An 18,155-nucleotide genomic window follows, 5' to 3' on the forward strand; every position below is an offset into this window, starting at 1 on the left:
CTCACCTCACCCTCTGGCGGTTCCTCTGTAGATCCGTCATCCCGATTCGAATTCCAGACTCGTTGTCCCGCACCGCCTCCAGCAGCCAGCCGAGCGCTTCCAAATGGTCGCCCAGTATAAGCGTTTGGACCGGGTCTACTCTATACTTGGTACGCCGCCTCGGATTAGAGCGGCCTACATCCACCCGGCACGGAAGCTTGATATTCATGCCGAGATGAACGGCGGCAGCCATCGCTTTCGGCGGAATTACCAGCAATTCCATACCGACCTTTTCCAACGCCTCCCTGCTCATCGCATGAGGAACGGTTGTCAATGAAAAGCCGCGAAGGTCCGGTCTGCTGCACATTGCGTTAAGCGCATGCTTTGCCAAGATGACCGGATGCGGTCTCTTCGTCTTTACGGGCCCAAGATAACGGTTTAAAGCAATATCTGCACCTTGGTCTATCTGCTCAACAAAAGGACGCAGCTTTGCCGCCGGAATAACAATGTCCGCATCCGTGAATAAAAGGATGCGCCCTTTTGCTTCCCGCGCGCCAATGGCGCGGCCGACATCATGGCCGAGCACCTCGGGAAAAACGACCACCCTCGCACCCATTTCTTCCGCAAGCCGCTCGGTTCCGTCGGTACTGCCGTTGACAACGACGATAACCTCCGTTTCCGGATGCACATGCCTTGCTTCATAAATGACTTGGCGAATCGTTTTTCTCTCATTAGCAGCTGGGATAATGACGGACACTGCCGGCTCCGCAGCATTCGCAATTGCCGTCAGCCGCCGCAGCCGCGTGTTCCGCCGTTTGGTCGATTTACGCGGTTTCATCGTCTCGTCACTCCCTTAGCAGGATAACTACCCTGCATCGTATGCCTCCGAGACAAACGCGGTAAAGGCAGGTGTACAGACTATGGGCGTTCTTCACGAAAAAATAGACGAGTGAACCAGCTCGTCCGTCTAAACCGATTCAAGTGCCGCTTCATATACTACAAAGACGCCATTCGCGTATAGATCTGTAAATGATGAGGAGTGTCAGGAGTGGAGCAACCCTATGTAGGCATTTTGCTGAATCATGATATATTCCAGGGGATTCCAAAGTGTAAAACAAAGCAGGAAGTGCTTCCGCATTATATGGAAGCCTGCCGGCTGCTCGGCGTTGTGCCTTGCTTTTTCACCCTGAAGCAGGTTTCCATTCAGCGCCGGAGCGTGAAGGCTTATATCGAGAGTGACGGTGTATTTCAGTTGAAAACCGTTCCGATCCCCGCCGTAATCCATAATCGGGCGCTGTACTTTAAAAAGCCGTCCATTCAAAAGGCCAGCCGCCTTTTATCCTGCGACACCATTTTGTTCAACCAGAAAAATCGTTACAGCAAATGGCATATTCATCGTTTATTAAATGAAAGTGATGCCGTTCGTCAATATTTGCCGTACACGATGATCGCGAGCATCCAAAATGTCGGGCAAATGAAGCAACGTTTCGATGCCCTAATTATTAAGCCGCGCAGCAGCAGCATCGGCATTGGAGTAATGAAGCTGGAGAAAATAGGGGGATCGTGGAAGCTCAGCTACCGGCCTACAAACGGGGCATGGAAAAGTGTGATCGGCACAAAGCAAATAAACCGGATTCTCTATCCAAAGCTCCGTACAGGCCGATATATCGTGCAGCAGTACCTGCCTCTTGCTACCTACAAAGGGCGGCCGTTTGATCTTCGTGTTTCCGTACAACGCGGTGGGAATGGAGAATGGGGCATTACGGGGATGGTTTGCAAAATCGCTGGAAAGCGGAAATTTGTAACGAACGTAGCCCGGGGAGGAAGTGTGCGTACCCTGGAGGACGTGCTGAAGGAGTATCCGCAGCTGAATCCGGAACGGGTGAGAAAAGATGTGGAGGAAGCCGCAATGCTTATTGCGCGGCGGCTTGACGAGGAGCTGCCGAGGCTCGCCGACCTCGGTATGGATATCGGCATTGCAGCGGACGGCACACCGCTGTTTATCGAGTGCAACGGACGCGACCAGCGCTACAGCTTCCGCAAAGCCGGCTTGGACGATGCGTTCGCAGCAACCTATCGCAATCCGATGGCTTATGCGAAGTATTTACTTGATACGCAGGCGTGAAATAGCGAATGGACCGGGCTGATGAACGCCTGCCCGGTCTCTAACATTTTTCACAATCCATTGAGGTCAACCGCCAGCCGAAAGACTGCGCGAAGCATATTAAGGCATTTTGTTATGCTGCTTCGCCGGCAAGCTGTTTTCCGGATGATTTCCTCCCTGCGTGCGGCGGTTTTTCTCATCCTTGGCTTGCGTATCATGCACCTTTTTTACAAACTGCTCTGTGCTTTCCATCGCGAGTAGCCTCCTTCCTCGATTTCCATCAATATGAGACGCAGCTATCAGTTTTCCCGAGTTGCCTTTTCTTCTTCCCCGGAAAAAGGTTCCTCTTCTTTCAAAATGAGAAAAAACCGGCGCCTGATCGCCAGACACCGGTTCGCGCAAATCCTATGAATGATTTCTCTATATTAGCTAAAGAATTTGTTAGTTTACCAAGTAATAAAGCCTTTGGAGCCCGGAACATCGGAACGGATCATGTCTAACACTGGCACCGTATAGGCTAACAAGATCAGCACGGCGACTACACCAATCCACAGCCCCCAACGCTCCAGGATCGCCGGAGTCGGCGCGGCCTCCTCTGCCGTTTCACCAATCGGAAACTCCTCTTCTCCTTTCGGAGCGCGCATAAGAATAAAGAGATTTACAAACATAAGGATAACTGCGATAAATAAAATCGTTCCGCCTACAGCCATCGCTACGTGGTACGGCATCCACAGGATCGCATCCGGATGGTCGCCGTAGGTTGTATAAGCCGTGCGGCGAGGCGATCCGAACAACCCGACAGTGTGCATCGAACCAGACATAAAGAACATCCCGACAACCCATAATATCGTCTGCCAAATCCCGAGCGTATTCATGCTCTTTGTCAGCTTACGCCCCATAACATGCGGTACAAGCCAGTAAGTGATTCCGAAGAAGGTCAGCGCGACGCTCGTTGCCACCGTAAGATGGAAATGCCCTGTTACCCAAAGGGTGTTATGAACCATCGCATTCAGCTGGTGCGAAGCGTTAATAATTCCGCCCGCTCCAGCCGGGATAAAGATCAGCATGCCCATAAACGGAGCGAAGAATCGAACATCTCCCCAAGGCAGCTTCTTGAAAAATCCGAACAAGCCTTTCGCGCCCTTGGAACGGCCGTACAGCTCAAACGTTGCAAACAACGAGAAGGCGGTCATCAAAGAAGGAATGATAACCATAAAGGTTAATACAACCTGAATGTATTTCCACATGCTGGAGATCCCCGGCTCCATCAGCTGATGGTGAAAGCCTACCGGAATCGAGAACAGCAGAAACATGATAAAGGACAATCTGGCCAGCGCGTCGCTGAAAATTTTGCCTCCGATAATTTTCGGAATGGATACATACCAGCACATATAAGCCGGAAGCAGCCAGAAATAAACGAGCGGATGACCAAAATACCAGAACAATGTGCGAGACAGCATAACATTAATGGTTTCCGTCCAGCCAAGCGACCATGGGATGAGCTGGAACACTACTTCTACCGCTACACCCAACGTAGCAACGAGCCACATGATCATATTCGTTACCGCCATAAATCCGAAAAGCGGCGATTTTTGCCCCGGATGCGCTTTTCTCCAGCGAGCATATTGGATAAAAATGCCGAAGCCGGAAATCCAGCTGCCGATCACGACAAGTGCGAGTGAAATATAGAACAGCGGATCCGCCTTCATTGGAGCGTAGAACGTGTACAATACCGTTGCCTTGTTCAGCAGGATCATGACGGTAGCGATCGCCGTTCCGGCGGACATCATACCGAAGCCGATCCATCCCAGTCTGCGGGCTGGCTCACTCAGCTCGCCCGGGTTATCTCCCATCGTTTTTGCGATACCGGCATAAAGAAATCCGATAATGAAAAAGGTTGTGAAGACGAGTGCCATTAATACGCCGTGGGCCGTTAACAGCTGATAGTAGCCGATTTCCGCAGGCAGTACAATTCGTCCCCCGCGTACTAAGCTTTGCAGAAGACCCGCCACCCCGCCAAGAAACAGCGCGATAAAGGCTACCCATACATGGGCCAGGACGAGCGCCCCGTCCCGGCGGTCAAATTTATGTTTTCCCAGCATTGAACTCATCCTCCCTAGCGCACCTTAATAATCATTTTCATGCCTTCATGCGCCGCGCCGCAATATTCATTGCAAAGCACTAAATAATCGCCCGGTTCCTTGAAGGTGTATGTCATATGGTTCACTTCACCCGGCACGACCATCAGGTTCACGGCTGTATTCGGAATCTGGAAGCCATGAACAACGTCTGAGCTCGTTACCGTAAATCTAATTTTTGCTCCGGCAGGAACCTCAACTTCTCCCGGTGTATAACCAAAGGCGTAACCGATGATGACGAGCTCATATTCGTTTTCACTTATTTTGTGAAGGCCCGGCTTATCAAACGGTGCTGTCTCCTTAACCTTCGCCGGATCGATCATATGATGTCCGGTTGGGGGCTGCTGCCCCATTGCAAACGCATTAACTCCCGTAATTGCCAAAAATAAAATCAGCATGCCGATGCCGATCTGCAGCCATATTTTTTCTAAGCGGTGAATGTGCATCCTATTCTTGCCTCCCTTTTCGTATTACAGTTTTGATGTGTATAGCAGCCATACGCCTAACCAGGAGACTGCTATAAACGCTCCAAGAATTAACACGGAAGCGAATGCACCGCGAAGCGGCGGCTCATCTTCATGTGCAGGAACTTGTGGAATTGAAGTATTTTCTTTCACCTTTTTCTCCAAATCGTTCATGTTTGTTTACCCCCATTATCATTTGAACCAGCTCATTGATTTGTTTTCATTGTACCTGCATGGGGGAATGTATCCTGTGATCAAAGTCACTTCGTCTTCCAGGGAATGTGAACACTTTTTAACAGCGGTTCCAGCTGTGCGAAATGTAATAGATAGGAGCCTGCTGCCGGGTTCATTTCGTTGAATTTATCGAAGTCAAAGCAATTTACTGCACTCTTATCCATATATAACCTGCAACTTTGCAATCACCTCCATCGTCTTGTAAGAGAGAGTGAGCGTTTTAAGATTTCACTTAAATCGAAAGACACCCATGGAGGTTCTGCGAATGAAAAAACTTCCCCCGCGGAAATGGCTCATCACAGGAGCAGTTGCGGCGACGGCCGTTGCTTTGTCTGCAGCGATTTGGCTTCGGACACCGGAACAACCAAGCACTTCTGCACCGCCGGCCGCCGAACCGCCGGTCACGGTCAACGAGCCAACACAAAATAATAAGGAAAATACAGGTGCTATTTTTGTATACGAAACGGTAGCAAGGCCCGAGGTGAAGATCGGGACCCCGCTTGCCTTTAAGCCAAGCGTGTCTGCTCAATCGACGCCTCTGGAGGGCATCCAAGCGGTTTCGACCCGCAAAATTTTCGACGAGGCCGGTTATGGAAGTAAATTCGGTACTTCCTTTGCCCTCAGCAAGGAAGGAACCGTATATGCATGGGGAATGAAAGGCTGGAATTTTTATTCTGAGTCGCAGTCATACCCCATTGCGATTCATGGTTTGCCGAAGGTGAAGCAAGTGGAAGGCGAGTTCGCGGTAACGGACGCCGGTGACATCTGGTATATCAACTTCGGAAATGCCCCTAGAGCGATTCCAGAGCTTAAAGGCGCCGTTTCCATTCATCAGGCGGCCAATGACTCGATCTATGCGTTAAAGCCGGACGGAACAGTGTGGCATTGGATGCTCGAAGGGGAGAAGCAGACGCCTAAGCTCCAGCAAATTTCTTCATTAGCTGGAATTGAACGTCTGTATGTCGGTATGTTTCGCATCATCGCCGTCCAAACCGACGGAACCGTGCTAGCAGCGGGAGAGGACTTTGGACACCCTGTTCAAGAAGCCCCATCGAAACTCACGCTGCCTGACGGCGGTGAACTGGCGCGTGCGGATTTTACGATGAATAACCAATCCGCTTATTTGCTTACGACCAAAGGGAACTGGTATGAAATCCGCTACGATCGCAATAAAGAACTCGTTCCCATGCCTGAATGGGGCTCTTTCACGAAGGTATCGGGAAGCAACGATTCCGTATTTGCACTCCATAAGGACGGCTCGTTATGGGGGTCTGGACCTATTACCTCCAGCAGCCAACGGCCCGGCGGTGAGCAGACAAATCGAAAGCTCGAGCCTATGGAAGGCGTATCGGAAATCATAGACTTTACCAATGGCTCCGACCATATCCTCGCCCTGCGTAAAGACGGAACAGTGATGACCTGGGGCAGCAATATGTTTGGCCAGCTCGGACGCTTCCCCTATTATTCAAAGCAATTTGTGACGGTCGGAAAACTTCAAGGTGCGGACGCCTTATTCCCTGTCCAGGGTGGATTGGCTGCAATTGCAAACGGCAATGTGTGGAGCTTTAATCCGGCCAATGAGCAGCAAAAGCCGCTGCTGCTTGGGATGAATATAAAGAAGGTCGCTCAGCAAACGGAATTCCCCGTTTTCTTATCGAAGGATGGAGCAATCTACACCCTCCCCGATGCGGAAGGCAGTATGCTGGGCAAAATCACCTCCCAAGGCGGAGTGATAACGAACCTGGAAGGTGGCACAGCAGGTCAGCTTCTCGTCCAGCTTGAGCAGGGCGATGTTTATGAAATCAGTCTTTCTAAGCAAGGGATTGATCGCATTCGCCAGCTGAAGTTTGAAGCAGACAAGGTCGGAAAGCCCGTACAGCTGTTTGATCAGCCGGTTGCCATGGTTGTGATGGATGACGGACGTGTGTTCTACCGCGAGAGGGAGACTGAAACGGAGCTGCTCATGAAGCCGATTCCCGACATCCCGGCGGTGAAGGAAATGGCGATTCTTTATAACACCTACGACCAAGAATACAGCTTTTTGACGCATGTGCTGGATCAAGCCGGTGCTGTCCATGAAGTGCGGATCATTGTTAAGCAGGAAGGCAATAAAAAGGAAGATCGGACGGTCTCCTTTAAAATTAAGAAAAATATTGCCCAAGCGGCTGCAATTAACCGAGGGCTGATTGTAAACGCCGATGGCGCTCTCACTGAACGGGAGAACTATCTCAAGCTGAAGCTGGAAGGCAAGCTTACCTCCCCGGATGAGCTGAAATCCATCGCGTCGCAGTATTATTTTTACATTGAAGGGCCGCAATCGTTCTATCATGCCTTGCTGCTGCAGGACGGAACGGTACAAATCGGCGGGTTCAGCCCGCTCTATCGAGAAGCCGCTAAGCCAGGCCTTGTTGTTACCGGCAAGTAATAAATGAAAAAACACCCCAAGAAAATCCGTCCGGCTTCCTATTACGGAGCCTTCGGATCTTGGGGTGTTCTTCTATCGGCTAACGTGCAGGACAAGCCTTACACCGGCCAGTGTTCCTTGTTATACGCCATATCCCAGAACATATATTCAAATTTTGAGGTCGTCACGAACAGCTCCTCCAAATGCGCAAGCTCGCTTTCCGGTAAGCCCTCGGCCAGTTCATCCAGCTTGTCCATCATCCATTTGGCAAGCGTTCCGACCTCGTCGGAAGCGTATGTGAGAATCCAATCGCGGTACAGCGGATGATCGAGCGCTCCAGGCACTTTGCTTAACGTCACTCCCAGCTCCCAATAGCTCCACGTACAAGGCAGCAGTGCGGCAAGCAGCTCCGCGAGCGTACCGGTTTGCGCTGCATTTTTCATATACCCGGTGTAGGCGATCGTGATTGGACCCGGCTTTGTCGCCTCAAGCTGCTCCGGAGAAATGCCGAATTTGCGGGCAAAGCTGCGATGCAGCTCCATCTCACCATAAAGCGTGGAATGCAGCAAACCGGCAAAACGGTTCATCGTCTCCAAATCTCGTGCTTTGGCGCAGCCTAAAGCGAATAATCTGGCATACTCTATTAGATATACATAGTCCTGTGCAAAATAGTATGCAAAACGATCCTCCTCCAGCTTGCCCGCTGCAAGCTCTTTCAGGAACGGATGCTCGAGGCATTGATCCCAAATCGGCTTTGCTTTTCGATACAATCGCTGCGAAACCTTTTCCATAAGTCGTCCCTCCATCTTGACCCTTTTTCTTTACGGGATTATCATATCATTTGGATAAACGCAGTCAAACACTGGAAGAATGAAAATGAATTGCTTTGAGCGGCTTTCTATGTCAAGATATCGATAAAATTATGAGCAGAAAAGGTGCGATCATGACAAAATCTTTCATGAGATTATTAACGGAGCTTTCTTCCCGCAAATGGATCTCGCAAATTACAGGTGCTTTTGCCAAATCGAAGCTCAGCAAAGCCATGATCCCGACCTTTGCGCGTATGTACGGCATCAATGTGGCCGAAGCGGAGAAGGCTTTGCACGAGTACAGCACGCTAAATGAATTTTTTACTCGCCGGCTGAAAACAGGCTCCCGGATGGTCGACAATACCGAGCATGCTCTTGTAAGCTCGGTCGATGCCGTGATCACGGGCATCGGCTCGATCAGCGAAGGAACCGTATTTAATGTAAAAGGACAGGATTATACGGTAGAGGAGCTTCTGAACCGCTCCCCGCGTGAAGTCAATTATAAAAACGGCTTTTGCTTCGTATTGTATTTAAGCCCGACCGATTATCACCGCATTCATTCGCCGGTCTCCGGTAAAGTGCTCGAAACCGAGCATGTTCCGGGGAAGGTTTATCCCGTTAACGAATTCGGCCTCCGTCACATGACGCGTGTGCTGAGCCGCAACGAACGGCTCATTACTTTTATCCGGCACGAGCATGGCGAGGTTGCGGTCGTAAAGGTCGGCGCGCTCAACGTCAGCAGCATTAAGTATGCAGCCGAAAAGCTCCCGGATCGCTTAACCCGCGGCGATGAGCTTGCCTATTTCGAGTTTGGCTCCACCGTCGTGCTGCTGACAGAGAGCGGCACCTTTACACCGGACCCATCACTGACGCTCGGCAGCAAGGTGCGGATGGGTCAGCGGTTAGGCACGTTTAGCCCGGCTTCCGAAGAATCCGAAGAAAAGGACGTGTAGCCATGTCCAGTTCAACGACCGCTCAACAAACGACGGTATCTGCGGCGGCCCCCGTTCAGCAAACGACGTTCCGTATTTTGTTCGCGATTTCGCTGGTTCATCTGCTGAATGACTCCATTCAGTCGGTGATTCCGGCGATTTTTCCTGTCCTTAAGGAGTCTATGCATTTAAGCTACACACAGGTTGGACTAATCGGCTTTGTCATTAACGCTGTCGCTTCCGTCATGCAGCCTGTCGTTGGCTTATATACTGACAAGCGTCCTTCGCCGTTTTTACTCCCTTTCGGCATGTTCTCGACGTTTCTTGGGATGCTGGCGCTTGCCTTTGCCCCGAATTACATCTCGGTGCTGCTTGCCGTAGCGCTCGTCGGCATCGGCTCGGCCGTGTTTCATCCGGAGGGCTCGCGGGTCGCCTATATGGCGGCAGGACCGCGCAGAGGGTTAGCCCAATCGATCTATCAAGTCGGCGGTAACGCCGGACAATCGCTCGCTCCGATCATGACGGCACTTATTTTTATCCCTCTCGGGCAGTTCGGATCGATTTGGTTTACCCTTGTCGCAGGGACAGCTATCCTTGTGTTGATGTATGTCGCCCGTTGGTACCGGGTGGAGCTGGCCGCTACGGGGCTGCGCGGACGTAAGAGCGGAGCTTCCAAGACGGTGAATCCGAAGCGCAGATCGGCTGTTCGCGCGGCCATGCTGGTGCTTTTAGTCTTTGTGTTTGCCCGGTCTTGGTACAATGCGGCCATCGCGCAGTATTATCCCTTCTTCCTGCGGGAATTCTATGGAATCACCATTGAAACGGCACAGTATTTTATATTTGCGTTTTTAGCTGCAGGTGCTTTGGGCACATTCTTTGGAGGTCCGCTGGCCGATCGCTTCGGAAAACGAAACGTGATGATTTTCTCGATGCTTGCCTCCGCTCCTCTGGCTCTGCTGCTGCCATATATGAATTTAGTCGGTGTGGCGATTCTGCTTGGTTTGATCGGCTTTATTGCGCTGTCCAGCTTTTCCGTCACTGTCGTCTATGCGCAGGAGCTGATGCCGGGCAATGTCGGCACGGTATCCGGGTTAGTCATTGGCCTTGCCTTCGGGCTTGGCGCGATCGGCTCGGCTGCGCTTGGCAAGTTAGCGGATATAGCAGGTCTGCAGTCTATCATTCAATGGGCCGCATTTTTGCCGATCATCGGGCTGGTCGTCTTTTTTGTACCGTCCGACCGCAGGCTTAAGCAATGGAATGAAGAAGAAACGGCATAGCAGGCTGATTAGGCTGATTATTATCACCTCGAGCGGCTGTCTAAACGGCTCTCCCAGCATATTCAGTTGATATTTGTTATCAATTGCTGTGAGCCAGCGTAAGCTCCAGTATTCACCAGATCGCTTCATTTTGTCACTCCTTTACAGAAGTGACGCGTGTAAGCGAACATGATATAATGAGACCCAAAAATAAGCGTTTCTCTGGAAGGATGGACGAACGTGAACCCACTGGCAAAGCAGCTGAATGAAACGATCGAACAACAAAATCAACATGTGTATGCGATGCTCTCCACACTTGGTAAAGAAATTTATTTTCCTAAGGTTGGTATTTTGAGTCAATCTGCTGAAGCGAAAGCGAAGGCAAACAAATTTAACGCAACCATCGGAATCGCGACAGAAGGCAAAGGACCGATGCATCTCGACGTTATCCAAAATACACTTTCCGCTTATGAACCGAAGGATCTTTATCCGTATGCTCCACCCGAAGGAAAGCCGGAGCTGCGCAAAGCGTGGCGTGAGAAAATGCTCAAAGAAAACCCTTCGCTGTCCGGGAAACGCTTTGGCATGCCGATTGCCACGAACGCTCTTACTCATGGACTCAGCATTGCCGCCGACTTATTTGTTGAACCGGGCGACACGGTCGTTATTCCGGATAAAAACTGGGAGAACTACGAGCTCACCTTCGGGATCCGCAGAGGCGCTCAGTTTGCGTACTACCCGCTGTACAATGAACAGCATCGCTTTAATGCCCAAGGCTTGAAGGAAGCGATTTTGTCCTGCCAGCCGCAAGGGAAAGCCATCATTGTGCTGAACTTCCCGAACAACCCGACCGGTTATACGCCAACGGCTTCGGAAGGCGATGAAATTGTGGCAGCGATCAAGGCGGGCGCTGAGGCGGGGATTCATACTGTCGTTGTTACCGATGACGCATATTTTGGATTGTTCTTCGAAGATACGCTGCCGGAATCCCTATTTGGGAAATTGGCTGATCTCCATCCGCGTGTGCTTGCGATTAAAGTTGACGGTGCGACGAAGGAAGAATATGTATGGGGCTTCCGCGTAGGCTTTATCACGTACGCCGGTGTTAGCGATGAGCTGATCTCCGCACTGGAGCAAAAGACGCTCGGTATTATCCGCGCTACCGTATCCAGCTGCTCTCACCCGTCGCAGACGTTCGTGCTTCATGCTCTACAATCCCCGGATTTTGAGAAGCAGAAGCAGGAAAAATACGAAATTATGAAGGGCCGCGCTAACCGCGTAAAAGCGGTCTTGAATAACAGCAAATACAACGAAGCTTGGGAGTATTACCCTTTCAACTCGGGTTACTTTATGTGCTTGAAGCTGAAAACGGTCAAAGCGGAGACGCTGCGCTCCCACTTGCTTGATCAATATGGTATCGGCACGATCGCTCTTGGCGACACAGACTTACGTGTAGCTTTCTCTTGTATCGAGGAGCAGCACATCGAAGAGCTGTTCGAGCTGATTTATCAAGGCGTGCAGGACCTCAACGGCGTTCCTGCAAAATAAGTTTTTTTGCAGGTTTAGGGCGAGGACGCTTGCGCATAGCGCCGGTCTTCATGGCTGCAGCCGTTGGGCGTAAGCGGTACTTGGTTGTTTGCAGTGGCTGGCCGGGAGGAAGTGTAGACGCCCGGTCAGCATGCTCTACCTCCACCGCTATTTGTTCGCGGTGGAGGTAAAATAGACTATCCAGGCTCTGCGGCTGGATAGTCTATTTTTTCGTGGGTTTGCTGGGGGGCTGCTGCACCAGCAGGTGGCGCTTGGCGCTAGCCCTCACGCAGCATGCCGCCAAGGGCCTGCGCGGGCTGAGTATTGGGCGCAACGCGGTATGCATCCAAGCCGACGTGAGCCAGCGGGCAGTGCATAGGGCGCAACGCGGCATGCATCCACCCGACGAGAGCCGACGGGCTGTGCATAGGGCGCGACCCCTCATGCATCCACTCGACGGGCATGCATAGGGCGCAAAACCTCATGCATCCACCCGACGAGAGCGAGTTTTCCCTACCTTGGGCCACCATGCCTCCCGTCCGCATCTCTATGGGAGAAGGGGGACTTCTCCGACAATAATACAAAATATTTGTACAATCTCCCCTCCTACCTCTATATCCGAGGAATCAATACAAATAATTTGTATAAATTCTTACCCTCAACGTGTTGAAGGGCCATTTGGCTTCCAACAATACAAAATATTTGTATTATTGGAGCTCCTATCGGCGCCCCCTGCACACTTAATACAAGTAATTTGTATTAATGTTTGATCGCTCATCAAAAAATTCAGAAACCACATATAGCTTATAGATAAATCTCACATGTCCGACTACTTTTTCCTTTTTCTACGAATGATACTACCATGTCCCATTCGTTTTTTACAAAGTAATATCATATCGATATGGACATCGGATAGATAAGGTAACTACGGTAGGACAATTTTTTGTTATTTCATTTGACCTCCTCTCATAGGCGCCCTTGGGTTAGTTACTATACGTGTTTGAGTTTGCGGAACGTTGGCAGAAGGTTCATCCGTGTGCTTGGCTCGTGGGTGGTTGGGTTAGTTACTTCAATGACGGAGGTTGGAACCGTTAGCAAAGGTTCACCCGTATGCATGGCTCGTGGATGGCACTAGGTTAGTTACTTCAAGTGACAGAGTTTGGCGAACCGTTGGCGAAGGTTCACCCGTTTGCATGGCTCGTGGGCGGCATTGGGTTGATTACTTCACGCGACGGAGGTTTGCGCACCACTGGCGAATGGTTCACCCGTTTGCATGGCTCGAGGGGTGGCATNCACCACTGGCGAATGGTTCACCCGTTTGCATGGCTCGAGGGGTGGCATTGGGTTGATTACTTCACGCGACGGAGGTTTGCGCACCACTGGCGAATGGTTCACCCGTTTGCATGGCTCGAGGGGTGGCATTGGGTTGATTACTTCACGCGACGGAGGTTTGCGTACCACTGGCGAATGGTTGGTTCACCCCATGCATGGCTTGCGGATGGCACGAGGTGGTTACTTCAATGAATCCACAGCCATCACCCCCTTTTCGAACATAAACATACAAAAGTGTACAAAAACACACCCCATATGGTAAGCTAAAGAAGATTAAATCCCACCGAGGAGTGATTTGTAATTATGGAAATCCGTCATGCAACGAACCCTAACGACGCGAAGCATTATACGACCGACCGTTTGCGCCAGGAATACTTAATTGAGAATATGATGACCCCGGGCGAGCTCCGTACGGTGTACACTCACCAGGACCGCGTTATTGTCGGCGGTGCGGTACCGACTACTGAGCCGTTGAAGCTTGACGTTGGCGACAAGCTGAAAACCGAATACTTCCTGGAGCGCCGTGAAATCGGCATTATCAGCGTAGGTGAGCCGATCGGTATCGTTGTAGCGGACGGCGTAGAATACACGCTGGAAAAGCGCGACTGCCTCTACATCGGTATGGGTACAAAGGAAGTAACGTTCCGCAGCGCGGATCCGCAAAACCCAGCTCGCTTCTTCCTGATGTCCTCCACTGCACATAAAACATACCCGACTCGTAAAGTTGCGATCTCGGAAGCGCAGCCGACACATCTCGGCGCCTTGAGCTCCTCGAACGAGCGTACCATCTACAAATACATCCACGGCGACGGAATCAACAGCTGCCAGCTGATGCTCGGCATGACGCTGCTGAAGCCGAACAACATGTGGAACACAATGCCTGCACACGTGCATGACCGCCGCATGGAAGCTTACTTCTACTTCGATATGGAAGAAGACACTCGCGTGTTCCACTTCATGGGCGAGCCGAGCGAAACGCGCCACCTTGTGGTAAAGAACGAGCAGGCGATCATCTCGCCGAACTGGTCGATCCACTCCGGCGTAGGCACAAGCAACTACACCTTCATCTGGGGTATGGCGGGCGAAAACTACACGTTTACCGATATGGATTTCGTCGACATGAAAGACCTTCGCTAATAAAGTAGGTGTACGAATTGCTCGCGACAGAACGACATGAATTTATCATTCAAAAACTCGAGGCAGACCGGACGGTCCGTGTCAAAGATCTGGCCGCCGAGCTTTCGGTAACTGAAAAGACGATTCGAGAGGATCTCGCTCTTCTGGAAGAGCGAGGTCTTCTTGTACGTATTCACGGCGGCGCAAGGCTTCTGGAATCGGAGCAGGCGCTTCTTCCCATCGGCTTGCGCAAGCAATCGCATCTAGACCGGAAACGCACGATCGCCGAGCACGCCGTAAAGCACATTGAGGAGAACGATACCATCATTCTCGACGGCGGATCTACCTTGTTGGAGCTGGCGCGCCTTATTCCAGACATTCCGCTTACCGTCATCACGAATGACCTGCATATTATGCAGGAGATCGCCTTAAGGCAGCATGTGCACTTGTACGTGCTGGGAGGCAGCCGTGCTGCCGGTACGTCTTCCCTTGTCGGCGAGGATGCCGAGCAAAAGCTGAAGCAATTTCTGGTTCGTAAAGCTTTCATCGGCGCGACCTGCGTTCACCGCCAATACGGATTGTCTTTAATCACCCATGCCGAAGTCACCTTGAAAAAAACAATGATCGAGCGGGCGGAGCAGGTTATTCTGCTCGCCGACTCGACCAAATGGAACAAAATCGGACTGTTTCCTTTTGCTAGGTTTGACGAGGTTCATATTCCGATTACAGAGGCCGGAATTCAGAAGTCATAGCTGTGACGTTTAACAGCAGTTCCTAAAACGTCCATTGGCCATTTTTCTGAACCAGCTCGCCGTCGATATAAATCTCGCCGCCATCCATCAGCCCCTTCACCATATCCCAGTGTATGGCGGAATGGTTGCCTTTGCCGGCTTGTGCATACGACGCGCCTAAGGCGAGATGAATGGAACCGCCGATCTTTTCATCGAACAAAATATCCTTGCTGGGCCGTGTAATGCCAAAATTGGCGCCGATGCCGAGCTCGCCCAAATAGCGTGCTCCTTCGTCGGTGTCCAGCGCTTGGCGCAGCACGGCTTCTCCTTTTTCCGCAGAAAATTCAACGACCTTGCCCTCTTTGAACGTCAAACGAATCCCCTTAACCTCTTGGCTTTTATAGGACGTCGCCCAATCGTAATAGATCGTTCCTTCCGTCAATCGATGATTCGGCGTGTAGAAAAATTCACCGTCCGGCACATTTTGCTCACCGGCGCACAGCACGCCTTTCCGCCCTTCAATATCGATCGTAATGTCCGTTTCTTTTCCAACGATACGAACCTTGCTTCCCCGATCAAATCGTTCTGCGGCCGCCAGCATCCTATTACGGATCTCCGTATAATCCACATTCGTCGCCCCGTAAACAAACTGCTCGTAGTCCTCTAAAGACATATCCGCATCTTGAGCAAGCGCATTGGTTGGAAAACGGGTAAGCACCCAACGGGTGCGGTCCTCCAGCAGGATCTCCGTCGCCGGACGCGTCGCCTTTTGCCGCAGCCGCAGCTTTTCCGCAGTTACGCCTGTCAGCTCTTTCGTATTGCTTTCCGCAAGAATCCGGATCATCCCGTCCACATGCTCGTACGTCATCAGTGTGTGCTCATTGTAAGCCAGCTGCTCTTCTCCCGCTTCGTCATAGAAAATACGAGCCAGCCCCGGCAGCTCCAGCTGCGTAAGCGGATGACCGCCTGCCCGAAGAACCTTTCGGTACACCTCTTTCACGAGTGGAGCCGCCTCCACAGAAGCGGAGATCAATATTTTTTCCCCTTTACTTACTTTGAGGGAGTGGCCCACCAAAATGTCCGCAAGCTGCTCAATTCTCGGATCTGCCATGCAATAAACATCCTCTCTAATGTTGTAATCTTATAGTGCGGCTACAACCACAACGACAATAGCGGCACCGCCATGACCAGCACCACGGTCGCCCATACGGTCGAAGCAACGGCACGCGCTGCCTTGACCCTCCCCTGCGGCTCGAGCGGGTAAATGAATGTCCAGAACGTTTCCCTGTGGTATTTTTCTAAGGTGCGAAGCTGTACCCCTGCTGCCGCTGCAAAAATAACAAAAGCCGCCGCCTTCACAAGCCACTGATCATAAAGCAGTACTACCAGCCATTCAATCGCTGCAAGCCGCAGCACAATGCCCGTTACATCGGAACGCAGCACCGTTTTGGCGTATAAATACAAAAACGTGTACTGCTTCGAAAACGGAATCCGGTCCGCCAGCCGTGCCGCACCTAATCTAGGCCTCGCCGTCTGCAGCGGCTCGGAAAGCTCGACAAACTGGCTGAGGAACAGCTGCATTCGCCGGGCATGCTGCCGCTCCAGATCAAACAGCCGCGTCCAGTTTGCCATGGCGTAAGCTGGCACGAGACGATAGCCTAAGAGCAGCGTCCCCCATACCAGCAGGGAAAACAGCCCCGACCGCTCAAGCTCAAAGCGCAGCAGCACATACATGACCCCCGCGCATACGAGCAGCCGAAGAAAGGCGAATAGCCGTCGATGCACCGTCTCCCGCAGCCGGTTTTCATACCACGCTCCCAGTACGCTGGCCCATTTGCCGGCAGCAATCACAATCGCATACAGCCAAAAGGCGTGCCCCTCCGCGCCAAGCGAAGTCCGCGAATAAAGCAGCCAAAACACGCCAAGAGCAATGAGCAGCAGTACAGTCTGCCCGAGCCAAGCGTTCAGCCGGCTCCTCTGAAAGTACCCGCCCAGCGAGGACTCCATCGGCAGCAAAAACAGCATGTCCGGCTCGCGCAGGTACGTGCGAATCGGACTCCACCACAGCAGCGGCGCAAGCAGCACGGTTCCCGCCCAATGCGCGGGATAGTCGGCCGGGACCGTTTTCAGCCAATCGGAATACCAAAAGGCAATCCCGATGACGACCGCACCCACGAACAAACCAAAGCCGCTTTGCAGCACGTACCGGAACAATGGCGCTATCCCCTTCCAATACGCCTCACTGCGCTGCTTGCGGATCACCCCAGGATCTCGTAGTAGATCCCTCATATTGCCCTGCCCTCCGTGACGAGCGACAGGAAAGCATCCTCCAGCCCCGCGTCCGGCATTCCCGCCTTTTGCTGCACATCCTTCAAATCGCCGGAAACAAGCACCTTTCCTTGTTGAAGAACGACGAACTGCTCGCAATGCGGCTCAATCGCCGGTAAAATATGAGAAGAAACGAGCACCGACGAGCCCTCCTCCTTCACCTGCACAAGCATTTGCACGAGAGAACGGATACCGAGCGGGTCAAGCCCGAGAAACGGCTCATCGATTAAATAAAGCTTCGGCCTAACCAGAAAAGCATTCATGATCATGACCTTCTGCTTCATGCCTTTGGACAGCTGTACCGGCAGCTTATCCTTTTGCGGCGTCATCTGAAAGACGTCAAGCAGCTCGCGCATCCGCGGCTCCGCTTCCCCCTTATCCAAGCCATAGGCCATCGCTGTAAAACGAAGATGCTCTTCTACCGTCATTTCATCATATAAAATCGGCGTCTCCGGCACATAGGCGAAGGTGCTGCGGTATTTTCCGGCATCCTCCTCCAGGGTTACGCCGCCGACCCGAACCGTTCCTTGATGAGCCTGTAAAATTCCTAAAATATGCTTCATCGTCGTGCTTTTACCGGCTCCGTTTAAACCGATCAGCGCGACCATCTGCCCTTTTTCCACTTGAAAAGAAACGTCTTGAAGCACGGGACGCTTGACGCTGTAGCCGCCCGTTACTTTGTCCAAAATGAGTACCGACACCGCTTCAACTCCTTTTTCCCATGATTTTCTTCTTTCTATGATTATACCTTTTCTGGACCGGTTCTCCAAAATCGATCGGCTTCTCCGCCTCCCTGCTGCG

16 protein-coding genes are annotated in these 18,155 nt (G+C 51.7%); 7 read left to right on the plus strand and 9 right to left on the minus strand.

Annotation, left to right across the window (positions count from 1 at the left end):
• Window position 1: 1 nt before the first annotated feature.
• Window positions 2–817: a glycosyltransferase family 2 protein gene (locus GQS10_RS07030; protein WP_166240477.1), complete on the minus strand. Its 816-nt coding sequence runs from the start codon at window positions 815–817 to the stop codon at window positions 2–4.
• A gap of 210 nt (window positions 818–1,027) precedes the next feature.
• Between GQS10_RS07030 and GQS10_RS07035 the strand changes: the two genes are divergently transcribed.
• Window positions 1,028–2,104, plus strand: coding sequence for a YheC/YheD family protein (locus GQS10_RS07035; RefSeq protein WP_166240479.1), 1,077 nt, complete (start codon window positions 1,028–1,030; stop codon window positions 2,102–2,104).
• Window positions 2,105–2,203: 99 nt separating this feature from the next.
• Here the strand turns inward: GQS10_RS07035 and GQS10_RS07040 are convergent, their stop codons facing one another.
• The 4 genes from GQS10_RS07040 to GQS10_RS07055 all read right to left on the minus strand — a co-directional run bounded on the left by GQS10_RS07040 (window position 2,204) and on the right by GQS10_RS07055 (window position 4,859).
• Window positions 2,204–2,335: a DUF4023 domain-containing protein gene (locus GQS10_RS07040; RefSeq protein ID WP_166240481.1), complete on the minus strand. Its 132-nt coding sequence runs from the start codon at window positions 2,333–2,335 to the stop codon at window positions 2,204–2,206.
• Window positions 2,336–2,529: 194 nt separating this feature from the next.
• A complete protein-coding gene (locus GQS10_RS07045) occupies window positions 2,530–4,185 on the minus strand; it encodes a b(o/a)3-type cytochrome-c oxidase subunit 1 (RefSeq protein ID WP_424991771.1) in 1,656 nt (551 codons plus the stop codon).
• A gap of 14 nt (window positions 4,186–4,199) precedes the next feature.
• Window positions 4,200–4,667: a cytochrome c oxidase subunit II gene (locus GQS10_RS07050; RefSeq protein ID WP_166240485.1), complete on the minus strand. Its 468-nt coding sequence runs from the start codon at window positions 4,665–4,667 to the stop codon at window positions 4,200–4,202.
• 24 nt (window positions 4,668–4,691) lie between these two features.
• Window positions 4,692–4,859, minus strand: a complete 168-nt coding sequence (locus GQS10_RS07055; protein ID WP_166240487.1) for a cytochrome c oxidase subunit 2A — start codon at window positions 4,857–4,859, stop codon at window positions 4,692–4,694.
• Between the two features lie 325 nt (window positions 4,860–5,184).
• Here GQS10_RS07055 and GQS10_RS07060 point away from each other — a divergent pair, with 325 nt between their 5' ends.
• Window positions 5,185–7,344 (plus strand): RCC1 domain-containing protein, encoded by a 2,160-nt coding sequence (locus GQS10_RS07060; protein WP_166240489.1) that lies wholly within the window; start codon window positions 5,185–5,187, stop codon window positions 7,342–7,344.
• Window positions 7,345–7,442: 98 nt separating this feature from the next.
• Here GQS10_RS07060 and tenA read toward each other — a convergent pair whose 3' ends face one another.
• Complete coding sequence (gene tenA / locus GQS10_RS07065; RefSeq protein WP_166240491.1) at window positions 7,443–8,114, minus strand: thiaminase II; 672 nt, start codon at window positions 8,112–8,114, stop codon at window positions 7,443–7,445.
• A 152-nt stretch (window positions 8,115–8,266) separates the two neighbouring features.
• Here tenA and asd point away from each other — a divergent pair, with 152 nt between their 5' ends.
• From asd to GQS10_RS07090, 5 genes are all read left to right on the plus strand, one after another.
• The gene (asd, locus tag GQS10_RS07070) at window positions 8,267–9,085 is read left to right on the plus strand and encodes an archaetidylserine decarboxylase (RefSeq protein WP_166240749.1); all 819 of its coding nucleotides are present in this window, start codon (window positions 8,267–8,269) and stop codon (window positions 9,083–9,085) included.
• A 2-nt stretch (window positions 9,086–9,087) separates the two neighbouring features.
• Entirely contained in the window at window positions 9,088–10,341 is a 1,254-nt protein-coding gene (locus GQS10_RS07075; protein WP_166240493.1) for an MFS transporter, read from the plus strand.
• A 219-nt stretch (window positions 10,342–10,560) separates the two neighbouring features.
• Window positions 10,561–11,868, plus strand: a complete 1,308-nt coding sequence (locus GQS10_RS07080; RefSeq protein ID WP_166240495.1) for an aminotransferase class I/II-fold pyridoxal phosphate-dependent enzyme — start codon at window positions 10,561–10,563, stop codon at window positions 11,866–11,868.
• A gap of 1,614 nt (window positions 11,869–13,482) precedes the next feature.
• A complete protein-coding gene (gene kduI, locus GQS10_RS07085) occupies window positions 13,483–14,316 on the plus strand; it encodes a 5-dehydro-4-deoxy-D-glucuronate isomerase (RefSeq protein ID WP_166240497.1) in 834 nt (277 codons plus the stop codon).
• 8 nt (window positions 14,317–14,324) lie between these two features.
• Complete coding sequence (locus GQS10_RS07090) at window positions 14,325–15,047, plus strand: DeoR family transcriptional regulator (RefSeq protein WP_166240499.1); 723 nt, start codon at window positions 14,325–14,327, stop codon at window positions 15,045–15,047.
• Window positions 15,048–15,069: 22 nt separating this feature from the next.
• Here the strand turns inward: GQS10_RS07090 and GQS10_RS07095 are convergent, their stop codons facing one another.
• The 3 genes from GQS10_RS07095 to GQS10_RS07105 are packed head-to-tail and all read right to left on the minus strand — an operon-like array spanning window position 15,070 to window position 18,055.
• Window positions 15,070–16,137 carry an aminopeptidase gene (locus GQS10_RS07095; protein ID WP_166240500.1) on the minus strand — a complete coding sequence of 356 codons (1,068 nt, stop codon included), beginning with the start codon at window positions 16,135–16,137 and terminating at the stop codon, window positions 15,070–15,072.
• A 41-nt stretch (window positions 16,138–16,178) separates the two neighbouring features.
• The gene (locus GQS10_RS07100) at window positions 16,179–17,315 is read right to left on the minus strand and encodes an ABC transporter permease (protein WP_166240502.1); all 1,137 of its coding nucleotides are present in this window, start codon (window positions 17,313–17,315) and stop codon (window positions 16,179–16,181) included.
• The gene (locus tag GQS10_RS07105) at window positions 17,312–18,055 is read right to left on the minus strand and encodes an ATP-binding cassette domain-containing protein (RefSeq protein ID WP_166240504.1); all 744 of its coding nucleotides are present in this window, start codon (window positions 18,053–18,055) and stop codon (window positions 17,312–17,314) included. Before GQS10_RS07105 ends, GQS10_RS07100 begins: the two co-directional genes overlap by 4 nt.
• Window positions 18,056–18,155: the final 100 nt, after the last annotated feature.

The sequence above is a fragment of the Paenibacillus turpanensis genome, from assembly GCF_011421635.1.
GTDB lineage: Bacteria > Bacillota > Bacilli > Paenibacillales > YIM-B00363 > Paenibacillus_AK > Paenibacillus_AK turpanensis.